This is a genomic window from Alloyangia mangrovi (assembly GCF_002300555.2).
In the GTDB taxonomy this organism is placed as follows: Bacteria; Pseudomonadota; Alphaproteobacteria; order Rhodobacterales; family Rhodobacteraceae; genus Salipiger; species Salipiger mangrovi.
Genome location: NZ_NTHN02000035.1, coordinates 1 through 18,933, shown reverse-complemented (window position 1 = coordinate 18,933; position 18,933 = coordinate 1). Strand labels below are relative to the sequence as shown.

General features: G+C 68.4%; 25 protein-coding genes and 1 pseudogene. 22 read left to right on the top strand and 4 right to left on the bottom strand.

Annotated elements, in window-relative coordinates; genetic code table 11:
• Nucleotides 1–13: 13 nt before the first annotated feature.
• From CLG85_RS17605 to CLG85_RS17570, 8 genes are all read left to right on the top strand, one after another.
• Nucleotides 14–667 carry a DUF2062 domain-containing protein gene (locus CLG85_RS17605; protein ID WP_095883968.1) on the top strand — a complete coding sequence of 218 codons (654 nt, stop codon included), beginning with the start codon at nt 14–16 and terminating at the stop codon, nt 665–667.
• A 45-nt stretch (nt 668–712) separates the two neighbouring features.
• A complete protein-coding gene (locus tag CLG85_RS17600; RefSeq protein WP_095883967.1) occupies nt 713–1,465 on the top strand; it encodes a pyridoxine 5'-phosphate synthase in 753 nt (250 codons plus the stop codon).
• A 25-nt stretch (nt 1,466–1,490) separates the two neighbouring features.
• The gene (gene acpS, locus CLG85_RS17595; RefSeq protein ID WP_095883966.1) at nt 1,491–1,910 is read left to right on the top strand and encodes a holo-ACP synthase; all 420 of its coding nucleotides are present in this window, start codon (nt 1,491–1,493) and stop codon (nt 1,908–1,910) included.
• A 140-nt stretch (nt 1,911–2,050) separates the two neighbouring features.
• Nucleotides 2,051–2,884 carry a signal peptidase I gene (gene lepB / locus CLG85_RS17590; protein WP_095884171.1) on the top strand — a complete coding sequence of 278 codons (834 nt, stop codon included), beginning with the start codon at nt 2,051–2,053 and terminating at the stop codon, nt 2,882–2,884.
• Nucleotides 2,881–3,567, top strand: coding sequence for a ribonuclease III (gene rnc, locus CLG85_RS17585; RefSeq protein WP_095884170.1), 687 nt, complete (start codon nt 2,881–2,883; stop codon nt 3,565–3,567). Before lepB ends, rnc begins: the two co-directional genes overlap by 4 nt.
• The gene (locus CLG85_RS17580; protein WP_235865509.1) at nt 3,560–4,486 is read left to right on the top strand and encodes a DMT family transporter; all 927 of its coding nucleotides are present in this window, start codon (nt 3,560–3,562) and stop codon (nt 4,484–4,486) included. Before rnc ends, CLG85_RS17580 begins: the two co-directional genes overlap by 8 nt.
• A gap of 13 nt (nt 4,487–4,499) precedes the next feature.
• Entirely contained in the window at nt 4,500–5,408 is a 909-nt protein-coding gene (era, locus tag CLG85_RS17575) for a GTPase Era (protein ID WP_095884169.1), read from the top strand.
• Nucleotides 5,401–5,733, top strand: a complete 333-nt coding sequence (locus tag CLG85_RS17570; RefSeq protein WP_095884168.1) for a DUF1491 family protein — start codon at nt 5,401–5,403, stop codon at nt 5,731–5,733. Before era ends, CLG85_RS17570 begins: the two co-directional genes overlap by 8 nt.
• Here CLG85_RS17570 and CLG85_RS17565 read toward each other — a convergent pair.
• A complete protein-coding gene (locus tag CLG85_RS17565; RefSeq protein WP_235865508.1) occupies nt 5,678–6,319 on the bottom strand; it encodes a Pr6Pr family membrane protein in 642 nt (213 codons plus the stop codon). The two genes, CLG85_RS17570 and CLG85_RS17565, sit on opposite strands and share 56 nt — an antisense overlap.
• Before the next feature lie 193 nt (nt 6,320–6,512).
• On the opposite strand from CLG85_RS17565, the gene recO reads away from it, so the two are divergent.
• The 5 genes from recO (at nt 6,513) to CLG85_RS17540 (ending at nt 9,541) form a co-directional block, all read left to right on the top strand.
• The gene (gene recO / locus CLG85_RS17560; RefSeq protein WP_095884166.1) at nt 6,513–7,241 is read left to right on the top strand and encodes a DNA repair protein RecO; all 729 of its coding nucleotides are present in this window, start codon (nt 6,513–6,515) and stop codon (nt 7,239–7,241) included.
• A 55-nt stretch (nt 7,242–7,296) separates the two neighbouring features.
• Entirely contained in the window at nt 7,297–7,962 is a 666-nt protein-coding gene (pgsA, locus tag CLG85_RS17555; RefSeq protein ID WP_095884165.1) for a CDP-diacylglycerol--glycerol-3-phosphate 3-phosphatidyltransferase, read from the top strand.
• Nucleotides 7,962–8,207, top strand: coding sequence for a molybdopterin converting factor subunit 1 (gene moaD / locus CLG85_RS17550; RefSeq protein WP_095884164.1), 246 nt, complete (start codon nt 7,962–7,964; stop codon nt 8,205–8,207). The genes pgsA and moaD overlap by 1 nt, the downstream gene beginning before the upstream one ends.
• Nucleotides 8,208–8,211: 4 nt before the next feature.
• The gene (locus CLG85_RS17545; RefSeq protein WP_095884163.1) at nt 8,212–8,658 is read left to right on the top strand and encodes a molybdenum cofactor biosynthesis protein MoaE; all 447 of its coding nucleotides are present in this window, start codon (nt 8,212–8,214) and stop codon (nt 8,656–8,658) included.
• Between the two features lie 112 nt (nt 8,659–8,770).
• Complete coding sequence (locus CLG85_RS17540; protein WP_224847780.1) at nt 8,771–9,541, top strand: FadR/GntR family transcriptional regulator; 771 nt, start codon at nt 8,771–8,773, stop codon at nt 9,539–9,541.
• 92 nt (nt 9,542–9,633) lie between these two features.
• On the opposite strand, the gene CLG85_RS17535 is transcribed toward CLG85_RS17540, so the two are convergent.
• Nucleotides 9,634–10,008, bottom strand: coding sequence for a rhodanese-like domain-containing protein (locus CLG85_RS17535; protein WP_224847778.1), 375 nt, complete (start codon nt 10,006–10,008; stop codon nt 9,634–9,636).
• 157 nt (nt 10,009–10,165) lie between these two features.
• Here CLG85_RS17535 and CLG85_RS17530 point away from each other — a divergent pair, with 157 nt between their 5' ends.
• The 6 genes from CLG85_RS17530 (at nt 10,166) to CLG85_RS17505 (ending at nt 15,639) form a co-directional block, all read left to right on the top strand.
• Entirely contained in the window at nt 10,166–11,221 is a 1,056-nt protein-coding gene (locus CLG85_RS17530; protein ID WP_260349749.1) for a bifunctional transcriptional activator/DNA repair enzyme AdaA, read from the top strand.
• Between the two features lie 39 nt (nt 11,222–11,260).
• Nucleotides 11,261–11,611 (top strand): YigZ family protein, encoded by a 351-nt coding sequence (locus CLG85_RS17525; RefSeq protein ID WP_095883907.1) that lies wholly within the window; start codon nt 11,261–11,263, stop codon nt 11,609–11,611.
• Nucleotides 11,608–11,970 (top strand): DUF4186 domain-containing protein, encoded by a 363-nt coding sequence (locus tag CLG85_RS17520; protein ID WP_095883906.1) that lies wholly within the window; start codon nt 11,608–11,610, stop codon nt 11,968–11,970. The genes CLG85_RS17525 and CLG85_RS17520 overlap by 4 nt, the downstream gene beginning before the upstream one ends.
• Complete coding sequence (locus CLG85_RS17515; RefSeq protein WP_095883905.1) at nt 11,967–12,443, top strand: aminoacyl-tRNA deacylase; 477 nt, start codon at nt 11,967–11,969, stop codon at nt 12,441–12,443. The genes CLG85_RS17520 and CLG85_RS17515 overlap by 4 nt, the downstream gene beginning before the upstream one ends.
• 74 nt (nt 12,444–12,517) lie before the next feature.
• The gene (gene mutL, locus CLG85_RS17510) at nt 12,518–14,503 is read left to right on the top strand and encodes a DNA mismatch repair endonuclease MutL (RefSeq protein WP_260349748.1); all 1,986 of its coding nucleotides are present in this window, start codon (nt 12,518–12,520) and stop codon (nt 14,501–14,503) included.
• Nucleotides 14,500–15,639, top strand: coding sequence for a DNA recombination protein RmuC (locus CLG85_RS17505; protein ID WP_095882519.1), 1,140 nt, complete (start codon nt 14,500–14,502; stop codon nt 15,637–15,639). Before mutL ends, CLG85_RS17505 begins: the two co-directional genes overlap by 4 nt.
• Nucleotides 15,640–15,722: 83 nt before the next feature.
• Here CLG85_RS17505 and CLG85_RS17500 read toward each other — a convergent pair whose 3' ends face one another.
• On the bottom strand, nt 15,723–15,860 hold the full coding sequence (locus tag CLG85_RS17500) for a hypothetical protein (protein WP_260349746.1): 138 nt from the start codon (nt 15,858–15,860) through the stop codon (nt 15,723–15,725).
• Nucleotides 15,861–15,925: 65 nt separating this feature from the next.
• Here CLG85_RS17500 and CLG85_RS17495 point away from each other — a divergent pair, with 65 nt between their 5' ends.
• Both CLG85_RS17495 and CLG85_RS17490 read left to right on the top strand, forming a co-directional pair.
• A complete protein-coding gene (locus tag CLG85_RS17495) occupies nt 15,926–16,687 on the top strand; it encodes an alpha/beta hydrolase family protein (RefSeq protein WP_260349745.1) in 762 nt (253 codons plus the stop codon).
• Nucleotides 16,688–16,778: 91 nt separating this feature from the next.
• On the top strand, nt 16,779–17,108 hold the full coding sequence (locus tag CLG85_RS17490) for a DUF3775 domain-containing protein (protein ID WP_095881894.1): 330 nt from the start codon (nt 16,779–16,781) through the stop codon (nt 17,106–17,108).
• Nucleotides 17,109–17,110: 2 nt separating this feature from the next.
• Here CLG85_RS17490 and CLG85_RS17485 read toward each other — a convergent pair.
• A pseudogene (locus CLG85_RS17485) lies at nt 17,111–18,365 on the bottom strand (DNA polymerase IV).
• A 78-nt stretch (nt 18,366–18,443) separates the two neighbouring features.
• Between CLG85_RS17485 and CLG85_RS17480 the strand changes: the two are divergent.
• Complete coding sequence (locus tag CLG85_RS17480) at nt 18,444–18,842, top strand: NUDIX domain-containing protein (RefSeq protein ID WP_095881892.1); 399 nt, start codon at nt 18,444–18,446, stop codon at nt 18,840–18,842.
• Nucleotides 18,843–18,933: the final 91 nt, after the last annotated feature.

Sequence of the window (18,933 nt, the reverse complement as noted above, 5' to 3'; positions counted from 1 at the left end):
GGGAAAGGCGCCATTGGTTTTCAAGCGGCGCGACAAACGGCCAGTCTGGAGGGCCGTGCTCGAATTCTTCTGGCCGCGTGGCGGCTGGGGGCGCGCCGCCCGTTATGTCCAGTACCGCCTGCACCGGCTTCCCGATTCGCCTGAAAAGATCGCCCGCGGCATCTTTGCCGGGGTCTTCACCACCTTCACCCCGCTCTACGGTCTGCATTTCGTCGTGGCCGCCGCGATCGCCTGGCTGGTGCGGGGCAATATCCTTGCCGCGCTGCTCGGCACCTTCTTCGGCAACCCGCTGACCTACGTGCCGATCGGCATCGTCTCGCTGGAGCTGGGGTATTTCCTGCTCGGCATCGACCGTCGTTCGCCGCATCACGCCTCGCTGCTCGACAAGTTCACCTACGCGGGCCACGACCTCTGGCACAATGTCTGCGCGGTCTTCACCGGGGACCCTGCCGACTGGACCAACCTGCGGATCTTCTTCCACGAGGTCTTCTACCCCTACCTGATCGGCGGCATCCTTCCCGGCATCATTGCCGGGCTGGTGGCCTATTACCTCTCGGTGCCGGTCATCCGCGCCTATCAGAACCGCCGCCGCGGGGCGCTGAAGAAAAAGCTCGCCGCCCTGAAAAAGAAGCAGAAAGCGGCTGACGAGGGCGGCGCGGCGGACTAGGGTCCGGCGCGAAGAGACCCCCTATCGTCCCCCGGAGGACACGCGATGACTTCCTATGCCGGCCGCCTGAGACTGGGCGTCAACATCGACCACGTCGCCACCGTGCGCAACGCCCGCGGCAGCGCCTATCCCGACCCGCTGCGCGCCGCGAAGATCGCCGAAGAGGCCGGGGCCGATGGCATCACCGCGCACCTGCGCGAAGACCGCCGCCACATCTCGGACGCCGACATCGACGGGCTGATGGAGACGCTCTCGGTGCCGCTGAACTTCGAGATGGCCGCCACCGAGGAAATGCAGGCCATCGCCCTGCGCCACAAGCCGCACGCGGTCTGCATCGTCCCCGAGAAGCGCGAAGAGCGCACCACCGAGGGCGGGCTCGAAGTCGCGCGCGAGGAGAACCGTCTGGCCCACTTCATCGCGCCGCTGCGCGAGGCGGGCTGCCGGGTGTCGATCTTCATCGCCCCCGACAAGCCGCAGATCGAGGCCGCGCACCGCATCGGCGCGCAGGTGATCGAGCTGCACACCGGCGCCTATTGCGACCTCCACGCCGAGGGCAAGTTCGAGGAGCGCGATGCCGAACTCGAGCGTCTGCGCGAGATGGCCGCCTTCGCCCACTCGCTGGGGCTCGAAGTCCACGCCGGCCACGGGCTGACCTACGACACGGTGAAACCCATCGCGGCCTTCCCCGAGGTGGTCGAGCTCAATATCGGCCACTTCCTCATCGGCGAGGCGATCTTCCTCGGCCTCGGCCCGGCCATCGCCGAGATGCGGCGCCTGATGGACGAGGCGCGGGCGTAAGCGCCCGCTGCCCCGGAGGCGACAGATGATCCTCGGCATCGGCACCGACCTTGCGAATATCGAGCGCATCGAGGCGACGCTGGCGCGCTTCGGCGACCGGTTCCGCAACCGCGTCTTCACCGAGACCGAGCAGCGCAAGGCCGAGCGCCGAAAGGACGTGGCAGGCACCTATGCCAAGCGGTGGGCCGCCAAGGAGGCCTGCTCCAAGGCGCTCGGCACCGGGTTGCGTATGGGCATCTCGTGGAAGGACATGGCGGTGACCAACCTGCCCACCGGCCAGCCGGTCATGCAGGTGACCGGCTGGGCGAAAGAGCGGCTCGACCTGATGACCCCACCCGGCCACGAGGCGATCATCCACGTGACGCTGACCGACGACCACCCGTGGGCTCAGGCCTTCGTGGTGATCGAGGCCCGCCCGCTCGTCGGCGATCTCACGAACGGGTAACGCCGGCACAAAACCCTTCGAAGGTTTTGCAAATCTCTTCGAAGAGATTTGCCCCGCTCCAGCGCTGGCTTGACACTCTCCCCTCTGCCGCTCATGAAGCCTTGAAACCAAGGCACACCGAGGCACAAGGGCGGGATTCCATGGCGAAAGAAGAGAAATCCGGCGGAATCTGGGAAACCGTCAAGACGGTGTTCTGGGCGCTGATCATCGCGGGCGTCTTCCGCACGCTGTTCTTCCAGCCCTTCTGGATCCCCTCGGGCTCGATGAAGGACACGCTGCTGATCGGCGACTTCCTCTTCGTCAACAAGATGACCTACGGCTATTCCTACGCCTCCTGCCCGTCAATCCGCCTGAACTCCTTCGGCATCGACATCGACGCCAAGGACATCTGCGGCTTCCTCGACGGCGACAACACCCGCCTCTTCGGCTCCGAGCCCGAGCGCGGCGATGTGGTGGTGTTCCGTCACCCGGTCAACGGCACCGACTTCATCAAGCGCGTGATCGGTCTGCCGGGCGACCAGATCCAGGTCAAGCAGGGGCTGCTCTACATCAACGGCACCCCGGTCGAAGTCGAAGCCAACGGCACCTTCACCGAGACCGCCGAGCCGCAGGGCCCGCAGGGCCTGCGCCCGCGCTGCGAGAACGGCCCGGTGGGCACCGGCGGTGTCTGCGAGAAGTCGCGCTGGACCGAAACGCTGCCGAACGGCGTGAAGCATGATATCCTCAACATCGCCATGCAGGGGTCGGACAACACGCCGATCTACACTGTGCCCGAGGGTCATTTCTTCATGATGGGCGACAACCGCGACAACTCCGCCGACAGCCGCGTGCCCAACGCCGCGGGCGGCGTCGGCTTCGTGCCCTTCGAGAACATCATCGGCAAGGCGACGCGGGTCATGTTCTCCTCCTCGGGCCGCTCGATGCTGTTCTTCTGGACCTGGCGCTCCGACCGGTTCTTCCACAAGATCACATGAAGCGCTCGGCCGAGATAATCGCGCTCGAGGAGCGACTCGGCCACCGGTTCGACCGGCCCGAGCTCCTGCGCCGCGCGCTGACCCATTCGTCGATGTCCGGCCCCGGCCGCGAGGACAACCAGCGGCTCGAGTTCCTCGGCGACCGCGTGCTCGGTCTCGTCATGGCCGAGGCGCTGCTGTCCGAGGACCGCAAGGCCTCCGAGGGTCAGCTCGCGCCGCGTTTCAATGCACTTGTGCGCAAGGAAGCCTGCGCCGAGGTCGCGCGCGAGGTCGACATCGGCGCCGCGCTGAAACTCGGCCGCTCAGAGATGATGTCGGGCGGGCGGCGCAAGCAGGCGCTGCTCGGCGACGCGATGGAGGCGGTGATCGCCGCGGTCTACCTCGATGGCGGCTTCGAAGTTGCGCAGAAGATGATTTTGCGGCTCTGGGGCAATCGCGTCTCGACCGTGGAGCAGGACGCGCGCGACCCCAAGACCTCGCTGCAGGAATGGGCGCAGGCGCGCGGCATGACCCCGCCCGCCTATGTCGAGACGGCGCGCTCCGGTCCGGACCATGCGCCGGTCTTCACCATCGAGGTGCGGCTCGCCTCGGGCCAGAAGGCCGATGCCACCGCCGGCTCGAAGCGCAAGGCCGAGCAGGAAGCCGCGGCTGCGCTGCTGGCGCAAGTCTCGGAAAATGGCTGACACCGCCGCGCCGCGGATGAGCGCGAATGCCACCGGCGCCGGTTTCATGGTGCTGGCGATGACGCTCTTCGCCATCGAGGACGCGCTGTTCAAATCCGTCGCCCCCGGCCTGCCGCCGGGCGAGGCGACGCTGATCTTCGGCCTCACCGGCGTCACGCTCTACACCGCCATGACCCTGCGCGCGGGCGAGGCGGTGCTGCATCCGGCGATGCTGCGCCCCAGCCTGCTGCTGCGCACGGTCTTCGAGATCATGGGGCGGCTCTTCTTCGCTCTGTCGCTGGCCTATACGCCGCTGTCGGTCACCTCCTCGATCCTGCAGGCCGCGCCGCTGGTGGTCACCGCCGGGGCGGCGCTGCTGCTTGGCGAGAAGGTCGGCCCGCGCCGCTGGGCCGCCATGGCGGTGGGCTTCATCGGCGTGCTGCTGATCGTGCGCCCCACGCCCGAGGCCTTCCGGCTCGACGCGCTGCTGTCGATCGCGGCGATGTTCGGCTTCGCCATGCGCGATCTCTACACCCGCGCCGCGCCACCCGCGGTCTCGGCAAGGCAACTCGGCATCCTCGGCTTTGCCGTCGTCACCTTTGCGGGGCTGCTGCTTTTGCCCTTTGACCCCGCGCCGCCGCGCCTGCCACAGACCTCCGAGCTGCTGCGCCTGCTGGCCACCGGTTTCGTCGGCGTCTGCGCCTACACCGCCCTCACCCGCGCCATGCGCAGCGGCGAGGTCTCGGTGGTTGCCCCCTTCCGCTACTCGCGGCTGCTGGTGGCGCTGGTCTTCGCCTATCTTCTCTTCGGCGAGCGCCCGGATTTGTGGACGCTTGCAGGAGCGCTGCTGATTGTCGTCTCGGGATGCTATACCCTGATCCGCAGCGGCCGCTCTGGCCCCGCGCCGCAAAAGCCTGTAAGGGCCACGGATCGTCAGTAACGGGAACGCCCCAATGACCACACGTGCCGGATTCATCGCCCTCATCGGCGAGCCCAACGCGGGCAAGTCGACGCTCACCAACCGCATGGTGGGCGCCAAGGTGTCGATCGTCACCCACAAGGTGCAGACCACACGCACCCGCATCCGCGGCGTGGCCATGGAGGGCGAAAGCCAGCTCGTCTTCGTCGATACGCCGGGTCTCTTCAAGCCGCGCCGTCGGCTTGACCGCGCCATGGTGGCGGCGGCCTGGGGCGGCGCTTCGGATGCCGACATCATCGTGCTGCTGATCGAGGCGCACCGGGGCATGACCGACGGCGTGAAGCGCATCCTCGACGGGCTGCAGGATCTGCCGCGCGGCCGCAAGGTGGCGCTGGCGATCAACAAGATCGACCGGGTCAAGGCTGAGGACCTGCTGGCGCTGACCCAGAAGATGAACGAGGCCTATCCCTTCGCCGAGACCTTCATGATCTCGGCCGAGCGCGGCCATGGCGTCGACGCGCTGCGCAAGTGGCTGGCTGAGCAGGTGCCCGAGAGCCCCTGGCTCTACCCCGAGGACCAGATCGCCGACCTGCCGATGCGCATGATCGCCGCCGAGATGACCCGCGAGAAGCTGACCCTGCGCCTGCACCAGGAACTGCCCTACCAGTTGACGGTCGAGACGGAGCACTGGGAAGAGCGCGAGGACGGCTCGGCCCGGATCGACCAGATCATCTATGTCACCCGCGACGGCCACAAGGGCATCGTGCTGGGCAAGAAGGGCGAGACGATCAAGTCGGTCAGCCAGGCCTCGCGCGCCGAGCTCGAGGAGTTCCTCGGCCGCAAGGTGCACCTCTTCCTGCAGGTGAAGGTCCGCGAGAACTGGCTGGAAGAGGCCGAGCGCTATTCCGAGATGGGGCTCGAGTTCAAGGACGGCAATGCCTGAGCCCCGGCTCGCCACCCATGTCTGGGTCGGCGCCTACCTGCGCCGCCTGTCGCTGCAGGACATCCCTGCCTATGTGACCGCCCACGGCGACGACACCGCCGGGGCGGTGATCGTCAAGCTCGCCACGCTCGACGGCAAGGCCGTGGCCTTCAGCCGCGAATGGGATCTCATGACCGGCGCCCGCCGCTGGGCCACGCTGGCCGAGGGGCCGGAATACGAAGTCGACGCGCGCGTCGCCAAGCAGCGCGACTTCGACCCCGACCTCTGGGTCATCGAACTTGAGGACCGTCAGGGGCGCCATCTGCTGACGGAGATGGACGGCTGAGCAGCCGCCCGAGCGCCACCACCCCGAGACCGCCGAGCCAGAAGCTCACCCCCAACGCCACGCACCACAGGCCGACCCCGCTCCAGCCGACCTCATGCGGGTCGATGAAGAAATACGGGTGCCGCCCGTCGAATTCGCCGCGGATCAGTGCGTAGCTGACGTAAATCAGCGGCCAGAGCAGCCACCAGACCGCGTGTCGCGGCATCAACCCGTCCTTCGGTGCCAGCGCCAGCCACCAGAGCCCGACCGTGATCGGAACGAAGGTGTGCACCGCCATGTCCGACCACCAGCGGATGCCGTCCAGCGGTCGTGCCAGCAGCCCGTGGTAGACGATGGCGACGATGAGGATCCACAAGGCGACCGCGGCCAGCCACCACGGCGGGCTCCGATGCCCGGCCGCGATGCCCGCGAAGGTCACCGCGACCATCAGATTGGTCAGGATGGTAAAGTAACGCCCCAGCCGCCAGAGCTCTTGCCAGACCTCGTGGTCCGGTCTTCGCGCCAGCCCCACGTAGACCTGCAACCACAAAGCCCCCAGAGCGAGCAGGGCAATCAGCAGGGCGGTCAGGCGGTGAGTCTGGGTCATGGCTTCTCCCGGGCCGACCATCCTACTGCAGGAAGAAGATTCTTGCGAGGCCAAGCGACGGCCGGTTCACGGGGCGGTGTGCCCGCGCGAGCGGGTCGCCTCCGGTCCAAGTCCCGCGCGATCGGCAGGCTCTGCACCACCCCCCCTGTGCGCACCCCTTGCCCCTGCCGAAGCAAACTCCGAGAGTGCGCGCATGGAATGGCGCGACACCGGCATCCTTCTGACCTCGCGCAGGCACGGCGAAAGCTCGGCCATCCTCGAGGTCTTCACCCCCGGACACGGGCGGCACATGGGCGTGCTGCGCGGCGGTGCCTCGCGCCGTGTCGCCCCCTTCCTGCAGCCCGGTTCGCAGCTCGACCTGACGTGGAAGGCGCGGCTCGAGGACCACATGGGCAACTTCACCGCCGAGCCTCAACGCTCGCGGGCCGCCAATGCACTGGCAGACCGGCTGTCGCTGGCGGGGCTCAACGCGGTCTGCGCCCTGCTCGCCTTCTCGCTGCCCGAGCGCGAGGCGCATCCCGCGCTCTACGCCCGCACCGAGCAGCTGCTCGACCTTCTGCCGCAGCAGGACATCTGGCCGCTGGCCTACTTGCGCTGGGAAATGGCGCTGCTCGACGAGATGGGCTTCGGGCTCGACCTTTCGGCCTGCGCGGTACGCGGCACCAACGAGGAACTCTGCTTCGTCTCGCCCCGCACCGGCCGCGCCGTCTCGCGCCAGGCGGCGGGAAAATGGGCCGACCGGCTGCTGCCGCTGCCCGACATTCTCAAAGGAGAGGGCCCAGGCGGCGATGGCGAGATCCTCGAGGCGCTGCGCACGACGGGACACTTCCTCGAGCGCCACATGGCCCCCGCCCTGCGCGACAGGCCCCTGCCGCAGGCCCGCGCCGCCTATGTCGAGAGATTTCGTCGCAGCACCGTGTGAGGTCTGCGGCGCAAGGCGTCTTTCCCCTCCCCAAAAAGCGCGCTACGTAAGTCGCATGCGCTGGAACCTGCCAAATATCCTCACCGCCCTCCGCCTGATCGCCGCTCCCGGCGTGGCGGTGATGTTCCTGTATTTCTCGCGGCCGCTCGCCGACTGGTTCGCGCTGCTGCTGTTCATCGGCGCCGCCGTCACCGACTGGTTCGACGGCTACCTCGCCCGGCTCTGGGGGCAGGAAAGCAAGATCGGCGCCATGCTCGATCCCATCGCCGACAAGGCGATGGTGGTGATCGCACTGATGGTGATCGTCGGCTACTCCTCGATGTCGCCCTGGCTGGTGCTGCCTGCGACCATGATCCTCTTCCGCGAGGTCTTCGTGTCGGGCCTGCGCGAGTATCTCGGCGACGTCGCCGGCACTCTGAAGGTGACCAAGCTGGCAAAGTGGAAAACGACCTTCCAGATGATCGCCATCGCCACGCTCTTTTCACAGGGGGTGTTCGAGCATTACCTTGCTCTCAGCGTCGAGGCGCTGGATCAGCAGACGGTCACCCGCGCGCTCGACGCCGGCGGCGCCGATCCGCACGGGCTGCGCTGGCAGGAAGCCGGGATGATCTGGACCGGTCACCTCGGCCTGACGCTGCTGTGGATCGCCGCCGCGCTGACCCTGATCACCGGCTGGGACTACTTCGTGAAGGCCCTGCCGTTCCTGAAGGACGATACGTGATGGACCTGCTCTATTTCGCCTGGGTGCGTGAGCGCATCGGCCTGCCGAAAGAGCGCTACGAGACCGAGGCCGCCACGGTCAACGATCTCATCGAAGAACTGCGTGGCCGCGAGGAACGTTACGCCATGGCTTTCTCCGACCTCTCGGCGCTGCGCGTGGCGCTGGACCAGGAGCTGTCGGAGTTCGACGCCCCGCTCGCCGGTGTGCGCGAGGTCGCCTTCTTCCCGCCGATGACCGGGGGCTGAACCCATGGCGATCCGGGTTGTCGTGCAGGAAGAGCCTTTTGATTTCGGCGCCGAAGCCGAGTGTTTCGCCGCGGGCCGCAGCGACATGGGCGCCGTGGTGACCTTCACCGGCGTGGTGCGCGATGTCTCGGGCACGCTGGAGACGATGGAGATCGAGCACTACCCCGGCATGACGCAAAAGGCGCTGGAAAAGATCGCCGCCGAGGCCGAGGCCCGCTGGCAGCTCGGCGAGGTGCTGGTGATCCACCGCCACGGCCGCATGGGCCCGGGCGAGCGCATCATGATGGTCGCCACCGCCTCCCCGCACCGCGGCCATGCCTTCGAGGCGGCCGAGTACCTGATGGACTACCTCAAGTCCCGAGCGCCCTTCTGGAAGAAGGAAAGCGGCACCGGCGGCACCTCCTGGGTCGCCGCCAAGGACGAGGACGAAGACGCGCTCTCGCGCTGGTAAGCGCCCCGCGGGTGAGCTCCCCTCAGGAAGAGCCACTGTCCTTTCGTCGCGCTTGAGCCGCGGCACGCGTGGTCATATGATCTGACCAATTCCCGCCTGTCAGGACCCTTCCATGCCCTTCCGCCCCGTGCAGTCCGAGAAACTCTCCAGCGCCGTGGTGCGGCAGATCGAGGAGCTGATCCTGCGCGGCATCCTGCGCCCCGGCGAGCGCCTGCCCGCCGAGCGCGAGCTGTCGGAGCGGCTTGGCGTGTCGCGCCCCTCGCTGCGCGAGGCGGTGGCCGACCTGCAGGACCGCGGTCTTCTCGAAACCCGCGCCGGCGCCGGAATCTTCGTCACCGAGGTCCTCGGCTCGGCCTTCTCCGACGCGCTGATCCAGCTCTTTTCCAAGCATGACGAGGCGGTCTTCGACTATCTCAGCTTCCGCCGCGACATGGAGGGGCTGGCCGCCGAGCGCGCGGCGCTGCACGGCACGCCCTCGGACCTCAAGGTGATCGACGCGCTCTTCGCGAAGATGGAAGCGGCGCATATGAAGCGCAACCCGGCCGAGGAGGCGCGGCTCGACGCCGACTTCCACCTCGCGATCATCGAGGCCAGCCACAACGTGATCATGCTGCACATGATGCGCTCGATGTACCAGTTGCTGCGCGAGGGGGTCTTCTACAACCGCTCGGTCATGTTCAAGCAGCGCACCACCCGCGAGGCGCTGCTCGAGCAGCACCGGGCGATCAATACCGCCCTGCAGGCGCGTGACGCGGCGGCGGCAAAGGCGGCGGTGCAGGCCCACCTCGGCTACGTCGAGGCGGCGCTGATCGCCGACCGCAAGGCGGAGCGCGACGAGGATGTGGCCCGGCAGCGCTTCGACCGGGTGACCGGGCGCGGCTGATCCGCGGAAGAAGGGGGGGCGCTGCCCCCCTCGCCCGTGACGGGCTCACCCCCCGGGATATTTGCACCTAGAAGAAAGCCCTCCGGACAGTTTTAGGTGATTGGAGTCGGGGCGCCGGTGGCCATGTTGGTGCCGATGTAGGGCTTGTGGTTGCCCTTCCAGGCGCCGAAACCGCCTTCCATGTGGGCCACGCGCGCGAGGCCGGCGGCGATGGCCGCGCGGGCGACCTTTTCGGAGCGCACTCCGGAGCCGCAGTGGAAGACGATGCGCTTCTCGCCCTGCCCCGGCAGCTTCTCGGGCTTGAAGAAGGCCATGGGCATCAGCAGTGCGCCCTCGATGTGCTCGAACATGTATTCCTGCGGCGTACGCACGTCGATCAGCACGATCTCGTTGCGGTCAAAGGCCGCGGCGACCTCGTCGACGGACCATGTCTCCAGCAGGGCGGCACCTACTTCCTCGGTCTTCATCGCTCGGCTCCTTTCATATCTCGAAAATTCGATCTTTCATCACATGTGGGCCCGCCAGCCCTCTTGGCAAGAGGGCCGCGCCGGTACGTCGGCAGGAATGTGAATAGCCGCCTGATTTCCGGCGGCACGCCGCACGCGGATCGGCTAGACTCGTGCCATGCTGTTTACCCTTCCAGATCCCGACACGCTCTACCAGGCGCTGCTCGACCGCGACCCCTCCTACGATGGCCGGGCCTATGTCTGCGTCGCCTCGACCGGCATCTTCTGCCGGCTGACCTGCCCCGCGCGCAAACCGCTGCGCGCCAATTGCACCTTTCATGAGACAGCGGGCGACTGCATCGCCGCCGGCTTCCGCCCCTGCAAGCGCTGTCACCCGCTGAAGCCCATGGCCGAGAGCGACCCGGTGATCGCGCGGCTGCTGGAGGCGCTCGACGCGCGCCCCGCCTTCCGCTGGTCGGAACCGGATCTCGTGGCCATGGGGCTCGATCCCTCGACCGTGCGCCGCGCCTTCAAGCGGCAGTTCGGTATGACATTCCTCGAGATGGCCCGCCAGCGCCGGCTGCGCGAGGGCTTCACGGCGCTGGCCTCGGGCGCGCCGGTGATCGAGGCGCAGCTCGACGCCGGGTTCGAGAGCGCCAGCGCCTTTCGCGCGGGCTTTGCCAAGGCGCTCGGCGTGGCACCGGGCGCGCTGAAGCCGGATGCGCTGCTGCGGGCGGACTGGATCGCCACGCCGCTCGGCGACATGGTGTCCGTGTGCTCGACGTCGCACCTGCACCTGCTGGAGTTCATGGACCGCAAGGCGCTGCCGCGCGAGTTGGAAAAGCTGCGCAAGGGCGCTGGCGGCGAGATCGGCGTGGGGACGTTCGGCCCCTCGGAACAGATCCGCGAGGAGCTGGCGCGCTTCTTCGCAGGGGAGAGCGCCGCCTTCGACACGCCGCTGGCGCTGCACGGTTCGGAGTTCACCAAGTCGGTCTGGCGCGCCCTGCGCGAGATTCCGGCGGGCGAGACGCGCAGTTATGGCGCGCTGGCGCAGGCGCTGGGGCGGCCCACGGCCACGCGGGCGGTGGCGCAGGCCAATGGCGCCAACCAGATCGCGCTGGTGATCCCCTGCCACCGGGTGATCGGCGCGGATGGCTCGCTCACCGGCTACGGCGGCGGGCTCTGGCGCAAGCAGCGGCTCTTGGAGATCGAGCGGGGCTATCTCGGGAGCTGAAGGCTTGCGCAGGGACGCGGCGCGGCTTACCCCTCTGGCATGCGCATCCTCGAGAACATCATCAGCGACCGCGGCTCGAAATACGCCGTCTCGGGCGGGCCCTGCGCCTCCGAGGACGAGGCCAAGGCCTTTCTCAAGGAGCTCAAGCGCAACAAGAAGTTCGCCAAGGCGACGCACAACACCTGGGGCCTTCTGACCGAAGAGGCGCCGATCAAGAACGACGACGGCGAGAGCGGCGCGGGCATGGTGATCCTGCGAATGCTCGAGCGCGAGGGACTGAAGGGCCACATCATCGTGGTCACCCGCTGGTACGGCGGCAAGCACCTCGGCGGCGACCGCTTCCGCCACGTGCAGGACGCGGTGCGCACCTATCTCGAGAGTATGGAGTGAACGCCCCGGAGCAGCTGTTCGAGCGGCTGGCCCGTTCGACCTTCCGCAGCCGCTTCCGGCTCGGCCCGAAGGAGCGCACTTATGCCGACGCGAAGGGCCGCGCGGTGATCCTCTCCCATGCGCGGGATTTCATCGCCGAGCGGCTCGCCCCGGCGCAGCCGAAGAACGACGGCAAGCAGACACCGATGCGCGGCCACCCGGTCTTCGTCGCGCAGCACGCCACGGCGACCTGCTGCCGGGGGTGCCTTGCGAAATGGCACGGGCTGGCGGCCGGGCGCGCCCTGAGCGAAAACGAGCAGGCGCAAGTGGTGGGGGTCATCATCGCGTGGATCGACCGTCAGATGGGGTATCGGGCATGAGCAAGGGCACACCGGCGACTCAGGCGCTGGCGCGCGCCAAGGTGGCCTTCGAGCTGCTGGAGTATGACTACGTCTCCGGACAGGCGCAGATCGGGTTGCATGCGGCCGAGGAGATCGGCTGGCCTCCCGAGAAGGTGCTGAAGACGCTGATGGTCGAGGTCGATGGCAAGCCGTGCTGCGCCGCGATACCTTCGGGCGCCTCGCTGTCGATGAAGCGCGTCGCCAGCGCCTTCGGCGGAAAGTCGGCGCAGATGATGGATCCGGCCAAGGCCGAGCGGCTGACCGGGATGCACACCGGCGGCATCAGCCCCTTCGGGCAGAAGAAGCGCGTGCCCACGGCCTTCGAGGCGGCGGCGATGGGGGCCGAGCGGATCGTGCTGAACGGCGGCAGGCGCGGATTGATGGTGGTGGTCACCCCGGCGGATGCGCTAGAGGTCTCCGGCGGCAAGGCGGCCCCGCTGGCAGCGGACTGACCGCGCCACCCCCGCATAGCGCCTCGCGGCGCAAACCGTTCCAGAATCGCGAAATCCCTGCTAGGTATGGTGGCATGAACACCCACAGCCCCAATATGCGTCCCGTCATCCGACAGCTCGACGAGGCCGCGATCAATCGCATCGCCGCCGGCGAGGTGGTCGAGCGCCCGGCCTCGGCGGTCAAGGAGCTGGTGGAGAATGCCATCGACGCAGGGGCGACCCGCGTCACGGTGGAAATCGCCGACGGCGGCAAGACGCTGATCCGGGTGAGCGACGACGGCTGCGGCATGGGGCCGGAAGAGCTGCCGCTGGCGCTGTCGCGCCATGCCACCTCGAAAATCGACGGCTCGGATCTGCTGAACATCCACAGTTTCGGTTTCCGCGGCGAGGCGCTGCCTTCACTGGGCGCCGTGGGCCGGCTGACCATCCAGAGCCGCGTCGCCGGGCAGGACGGGGCCGAGATCGCGGTCTCGGGCGGGCAGATGGGCGCGGTGAAACCGGCGGCGCTGAACCCCGGCACGGTGGTCGCCCTGCGCGATCTCTTCTTCGCCACGCCCGCGCGACTGAAGTTCCTGCGCACCGACCGCGCCGAGATGATGTCGATCTCGGACGTGATGAAGCGGCTTGCCATGGCCGAGCCCTCGGTGGGATTTACCCTGCGCGATGTCTCGCAGGGCAAGGACCGGGTGAGCTTCCGCGCCGATGCGGTCTCCGGCGATCTCTTCGACGCACTCCGGGGCCGGCTGGCGCAGGTGCTGGGCGCCGAGTTCACCGACAACGCGCTTGCCATCGACGCCGAGCGTGACGGCTTCCGGCTGACCGGTTACGCCGCGCTGCCGACCTATTCGCGCGGCTCTTCGGTGGCGCAGCATCTCTTCGTCAATGGCCGCCCGGTGCAGGACAAGCTGCTCTACGGCGCGCTGCGGGGGGCCTATGCGGACTACCTCAGCCGCGACCGGCACCCGGCGGTGGCGCTCTTCGTCGACTGCGATCCGCACCTTGTGGACGTCAACGTCCACCCGGCGAAATCCGAGGTTCGCTTCCGCGAGCCGGGTCTGGTGCGCGGGCTGATCGTCTCGGCGCTGCGGCAGGCGCTGGCGGGGGCCGGGCACCGCGCGTCGAGCACCGTCGCCGCCGACACGCTTGCGGCGCTACGGCCAGAGATGCGGCCTCAGACTGGCATGGAGGGGCAGATACCTCTGCACCGGCAGCCCTCGCACACGGACAGTTTCGGCGCCTATGGCGGCGGCGCACCTCTGGGCGCGGCCCCGGCCACCCCGGGCCACGCCCGCGTCTACCAGATGGACCGACCCTCGGCCGGTGCACGCAGCGCCGCCTATGCCGCGCAGGCGCCCGATCCGAACTTCGTCCCGGCCCCGCCGCGCGTGCCCCCGGTGCAGACGCAGGGCTTTGCCGAGATGCAGGGCAGCTGGTCAGGCCGCGTGGTCGAGGAGGCCGGCGCAGAATCCGAGGCCGCCCAGCTGCCGCTTGGCGCCGCCCGCGGGCAGGTGCACGAGAACTATATCATCGCCCAGACCGAGAGCGGCATCGTCATCGTCGACCAGCACGCGGCGCACGAGCGGCTGGTCTATGAAAAGCTGAAGCGCCAGATGGCCGAACGCGGTGTCGCCGCGCAGGCGCTGCTGATCCCCGAGATCGTCGAGCTGTCGCAGGACGACCTGTCGCGCCTCCTCGAGATTGCCGAGGACCTGGGGCGCATGGGCCTCTCGGTGGAGCCCTTCGGCGGTTCGGCCTTGGCAGTGCGCGAGACCCCGGCGATCCTCGGCGAGGTCAACGCCGAGGCGCTGATCAAGGACATCCTCGACGAGCTGTCGGACTACGGCAGCTCGCAGCTTGTGCAGGAGAAGCTCGAGGCGATCCTGTCGCGCGTGGCCTGCCATGGGTCGATCCGCTCGGGCCGCCGCATGCGCGCCGAGGAGATGAACGCCCTGCTACGCGAGATGGAGGCGACGCCGCATTCCGGCCAGTGCAACCACGGCCGCCCCACCTATGTGGAGCTGAAGCTTTCGGATATCGAGAGGCTCTTCGGCCGCACATGATCGAGATCGCCGGGCAGACCATCGGCTTCGACGACCCGCGCCTCTGGGCCGCCGCGGGCGCGGCCCTGCTTGCCCTGCTGCTGATCCTGTCGATCCGCGCCTCGAACCGCGCCGCCCGGCTCGGCTATCCGCTCAGCCAGCTCTCGCAGCGGGTGCAGGCGCTCTCCGAAGGGCAGGAAAGGCTCGCCGGGGGGCTGCACCATGTCTCCGAGGCGCAGGTGAAGAGCCAGAACGCCATGCTGCAGCTCATGGAAAAGCGGCTGGCGCAGGTGCAGCAGAACATGACCGAGAACCTGCATGGCACCGCCCGCCGCACCGCCCATTCGCTGGGTCAGCTTCAGGAGCGGCTGAAGACCATCGACAAGGCGCAGGAGAATATCACGAGGCTGTCGGGCGACGTGCTGTCGCTGCAGGACATCCTGTCGAACAAGCAGACCCGCGGCGCCTTCGGAGAGATCCAGCTCAACGACATCGTCTCGAAAGCACTGCCCCCCGACGCCTACGCGATGCAGGCGACGCTCTCGAACGGGCGCCGCGCCGATTGCCTGATCAAGCTGCCCGAGCCGCCGGGCCATATCGTCGTCGATGCCAAGTTCCCGCTCGAGGCCTACGAGATGCTGCGCCGCGCCGAGACCCCCGAGGCCAAGCAGCGCGCCTCGCAGGCCTTCCGCATCTCGGTCCGCAAGCACCTGCGGGATATCTCGGACCGCTACATCCTCGATGGCGAGACGGCCGATAGTGCGCTGATGTTCCTGCCCTCCGAAGCGGTCTACGCCGAGCTGCACGCCAGCTTCCCCGAGGTGGTGCGCGAGGGCTTCTCGCTGCGGGTCTGGATCGTCTCGCCGACCACCTGCATGGCGACCCTGAACACCCTGCGTGCGGTGCTCAAGGATGCCCGCATGCGCGAGCAGGCCGGGGCGATCCGCCGCGAGCTTGGGCTGCTGCACCAGGACATCGAGCGCCTCGAGGGGCGCGTGGAAAACCTCGACCGCCACTTCGGCATGGCCGCCCGCGACCTCTCGGAAATCCGCATCAGCGCCGAGAAAGCGGGACGACGTGCCCAAAAACTCGACAATTTTGATTTCGAAGATCTGGCGCCCGAGGGGCGTATCGTGCCATTGCCACGGCAGACCTGACTTTTCGACCGACTCGCCAAGGAAAATCGGATGCTTGCCCGCCTGACCGGCCTCGCGCTTGCGGCGCTTCTTGCAGCTCCCGGCTACGCCGCGGGCGACAAGACCGGTGTCGGGGTCAGCAGCATGATCCGCCCCGACGCGAATTTCGGCCGCGGCGTGTCGATGACCATCTGGTACCCCGCGCAGAGCGGCGGCGGCGTCTCGGAGCTCGTCGGCCGCAACGCGGTCTTCGAGGGCACCCCCGCACAGCGCGAAGCCTCCCCCCCTGCCCGGCAAGCTGCCGCTGGTGCTGCTCTCGCACGGCGGACGGCGCTCGGCCGAGCAGACCGGCGCCTGGCTGGCGGCGCGGCTGGCCGAAGGCGGCTATATCGTCGCCGAGGTGAGCGGCCAGCGTCCGCGCGATCCGGCCACGGCGCTCGGCGAGATATGGCGGCGCCCGGCAGAGCTGGGGCAGGCGCTCGACCTGCTGCTCAATGACCCCGACTGGCAGATGCGCATCGACGAGAGCCGCGTGGCGGTGGCTGGCGTGGCGCTCGGCGGTACCGCGGCGATGATGCTCGCCGGCGGGATGATCGACGAGGGCGCCTACGCGCGCAATTGCTGGACGGCGCATCCCTCCGCGGACTGCGACTGGTTCGCCACCGGCGGCATCGATCCCGCGAGCGTCGACCCGCAGGCCCTGACCCTGCCGCGCCGCGACGAACGCGTGCGCGCGGTGCTGGCCATCGCGCCTGAGTATCTCGCCGAGTTCCGCGCCTCTAGCCTTGCCGAGCGCAGCGCCCCTGTGACGATCTTCGGCCTCGACCAGCCCGCGCCGGGCGAGGCACGGCTCGCCGCCCAGACCGGCATCGAGGTGCTTCCGCTGCAAGGCGCCGATCTCTACGATCTCTTCGCCCTCTGCACCCCCGGCGGCGCCAAGCTTCTTGAGGAGGAAGGCGGCGATCCGGCGCTCTGCGGCAGCACTGCCGAGGAGCGCGGCGCCGTGCACGACCAGCTCGCCGAGAGCGCGCTCGACGTCCTCGGCCGCGCGCTGCCGCTGCCCTACTGAGCTTCCGCCGCGGGCCACGCGCCGCTTGTCGCAGATCAAGGTCGGGGTGTACGCTTTTCTCCATGGTGTGCGGGACGAAAGGAGACGCGCCATGGAAGAAATCAGCGTCCGCACGGTTGCCGCCGTGATCCTGATGGCCCGCGAGATCGAACGGGCCGAGGGTGAGCTGCGCGGCTTCATCGACCGCATGAGCGAAGAGGAACAGGCCGCGCTTGTGGCGGTGATGTGGATCGGCCGCGAGGCGTTTGACGCCGACGAATGGGACGAGGCCTATGGCACGGCCCTGTCCGAGGCCTCCACCCCGACCGCCGACTACCTGATCGGCACACCGCATCTGGCCGACAACCTCGAAGCGGGGCTCGAGGCGCTCGGGTTCGATCCCGAGGACGAAGAGGACGAGCTGCTGAACCGCGGCAGCTGAGCTCAGCGCAACGCCCGGCCCTTCACGATCGCCGCATCGCCAAATCGGGCGCGGATCGCATCCGTTGCCCGTTCCGCCGCAGCGCGCTTGCCTGCGTCCGGATCCAGAAGATCGCCGCCCCGGTCCGCCTGCTCGGCGCTCACCAGCTCGGAGATCCCCGCCCCCAAGAGCCGCCACGGCCCCTGCCGCTCCAGCCCGTCGAGCATGCCGCGGGCCACGCGGTAGATGCGGTCGGCCATCTGCGTGGCATCGCCCAGCGACTGCCGCCGGGTGATCAGCTTGAAATCGGCGCGCTTGACCTTCAGCGTCACCACCCGCCCGGCCAGCCCCTTGGCCTTGGCCCGGTCGGCGACCTTCTCGCACATGCGCCAGAGGTGCCCGTCGAGCAGGGCGTGATCACCGGTGTCCTCGTTGAAGGTGGTCTCGTTGGAGATCGACTTGATCGGCGCATTGCGCATCACCCGCCGCGTGTCCTCGCCCCGGGCGAGGTGGTAAAGCCGCTGCCCCAACGACCCGAAGCGGGCGATGAGATCGCGCTGCTCCCAGCGCAGCAGGTCCTCGAAGGTGCGGATCCCGGCACGCTCCAGCGCCTCCTGAGAGGCCATGCCCACGCCCCAGATCATCCGCACCGACTTAGGGCGCAGGAACTCGGCGGTCTCGGCCTTGCCGATCACCGAGAACCCATGCGGCTTGTCGAGGTCCGAAGCGATCTTGGCCAGAAACTTGTTGTGCGACAGGCCGACCGAGCCGGTCACCCCCAGCTCCTCGCGCATGCGCTTGACCAGCCGCGCCATCATCACCGCCGGCGGATGGCCGTGCAGTCGCGCCGTGCCGGTGAGATCGAGAAAGGCCTCGTCCAGGGACAGTGGCTCGATCGCGGGGGTCAGCTCCTCCATCAGCGCGCGGATCTGCCGCGAGACCTCGACGTAGAGCTCCATCCGCGGCTTGACCACCACCGCGTCGGGACAGAGCTTCAGTGCCTGGAACATCGGCATGGCCGAGCGCACGCCACGGATGCGGGCGACGTAGCAGGCGGTCGACACCACCCCCCCGCTTGCCGCCACCGACGATCACCGGCTTGTCGGCCAACTCGGGATTTTCCCGTTTCTCCACCGTGGCGTAGAAGGCGTCGCAATCCATATGCGCGATCGAGAGGTCCCAAAGCTCGTCGTGGCGCACGATCCGCGGGCGTCCGCAGCTCGGGCAGCGCGATCCGTGGTCGAATTCGGCAAGGCAGTCGCGGCAAAGCGCGGGCATGGGTGGCAATTCCGGCAACAGGTGTTACCTCGGCACTATAGGCTTTCCCCCGTACCAGTGCCATTGCCCGGAGACACGATGGAATTCAGAGGCGCCAAGCTCATCCTCTTTCTCGGCAGCGATCTGCTGATCCTGCGTCGCGACCATACCGAGGGCATCCCCTGGCCCGGCTATCTCGACTTTCCCGGCGGCACCCGCGAGGAAGGCGAGAGCGGCATCGACTGCGCCCTGCGTGAGACGGTCGAGGAAGTCGGGCTCGATCTTCCGCGCGAGGCGGTGAGCTGGGAGCAGCTGCAAGACGGCTTGTGGTACTACGCGGCGCACCTGCCCGCCGAGCGCGTCGGTGACGTGATCTGGGGCGGCGAAGGCGAGGGCTGGATGATGATGCCCCCCGAGGAGTTCATCTCCCGCGAGGACGCCATCCCGCATTTCCGCACCGTGCTGCGCGGCTACATGGACAGTCGTTCCGCCGACTGAAGGCGCGGCAGTCCGTCCGGCGCTCAGGCCGCGCGGAACAGCGACAGCCAACTCAGCCCGGCCCGGCCCCGGCCCGGCCGCCCGCCACTCG

What these genes read in the sequence shown, in the direction of transcription:
- CLG85_RS17480 (WP_095881892.1), top strand. Translation starts at nt 18,444, where the DNA reads ATGGAATTCAGAGGCGCCAAGCTCATCCTCTTTCTCGGCAGCGATCTG.
- rnc (WP_095884170.1), top strand. Translation starts at nt 2,881, where the DNA reads ATGAAGCGCTCGGCCGAGATAATCGCGCTCGAGGAGCGACTCGGCCAC.
- lepB (WP_095884171.1), top strand. Translation starts at nt 2,051, where the DNA reads ATGGCGAAAGAAGAGAAATCCGGCGGAATCTGGGAAACCGTCAAGACG.
- CLG85_RS17570 (WP_095884168.1), top strand. Translation starts at nt 5,401, where the DNA reads ATGCCTGAGCCCCGGCTCGCCACCCATGTCTGGGTCGGCGCCTACCTG.
- CLG85_RS17565 (WP_235865508.1), bottom strand. Translation starts at nt 6,319, where the DNA reads ATGACCCAGACTCACCGCCTGACCGCCCTGCTGATTGCCCTGCTCGCT.
- recO (WP_095884166.1), top strand. Translation starts at nt 6,513, where the DNA reads ATGGAATGGCGCGACACCGGCATCCTTCTGACCTCGCGCAGGCACGGC.
- CLG85_RS17530 (WP_260349749.1), top strand. Translation starts at nt 10,166, where the DNA reads ATGCTGTTTACCCTTCCAGATCCCGACACGCTCTACCAGGCGCTGCTC.
- mutL (WP_260349748.1), top strand. Translation starts at nt 12,518, where the DNA reads ATGAACACCCACAGCCCCAATATGCGTCCCGTCATCCGACAGCTCGAC.
- CLG85_RS17540 (WP_224847780.1), top strand. Translation starts at nt 8,771, where the DNA reads ATGCCCTTCCGCCCCGTGCAGTCCGAGAAACTCTCCAGCGCCGTGGTG.
- era (WP_095884169.1), top strand. Translation starts at nt 4,500, where the DNA reads ATGACCACACGTGCCGGATTCATCGCCCTCATCGGCGAGCCCAACGCG.
- CLG85_RS17545 (WP_095884163.1), top strand. Translation starts at nt 8,212, where the DNA reads ATGGCGATCCGGGTTGTCGTGCAGGAAGAGCCTTTTGATTTCGGCGCC.
- CLG85_RS17505 (WP_095882519.1), top strand. Translation starts at nt 14,500, where the DNA reads ATGATCGAGATCGCCGGGCAGACCATCGGCTTCGACGACCCGCGCCTC.
- CLG85_RS17525 (WP_095883907.1), top strand. Translation starts at nt 11,261, where the DNA reads ATGCGCATCCTCGAGAACATCATCAGCGACCGCGGCTCGAAATACGCC.
- CLG85_RS17600 (WP_095883967.1), top strand. Translation starts at nt 713, where the DNA reads ATGACTTCCTATGCCGGCCGCCTGAGACTGGGCGTCAACATCGACCAC.
- pgsA (WP_095884165.1), top strand. Translation starts at nt 7,297, where the DNA reads ATGCGCTGGAACCTGCCAAATATCCTCACCGCCCTCCGCCTGATCGCC.
- acpS (WP_095883966.1), top strand. Translation starts at nt 1,491, where the DNA reads ATGATCCTCGGCATCGGCACCGACCTTGCGAATATCGAGCGCATCGAG.
- moaD (WP_095884164.1), top strand. Translation starts at nt 7,962, where the DNA reads ATGGACCTGCTCTATTTCGCCTGGGTGCGTGAGCGCATCGGCCTGCCG.
- CLG85_RS17535 (WP_224847778.1), bottom strand. Translation starts at nt 10,008, where the DNA reads ATGAAGACCGAGGAAGTAGGTGCCGCCCTGCTGGAGACATGGTCCGTC.
- CLG85_RS17490 (WP_095881894.1), top strand. Translation starts at nt 16,779, where the DNA reads ATGGAAGAAATCAGCGTCCGCACGGTTGCCGCCGTGATCCTGATGGCC.
- CLG85_RS17580 (WP_235865509.1), top strand. Translation starts at nt 3,560, where the DNA reads ATGGCTGACACCGCCGCGCCGCGGATGAGCGCGAATGCCACCGGCGCC.
- CLG85_RS17515 (WP_095883905.1), top strand. Translation starts at nt 11,967, where the DNA reads ATGAGCAAGGGCACACCGGCGACTCAGGCGCTGGCGCGCGCCAAGGTG.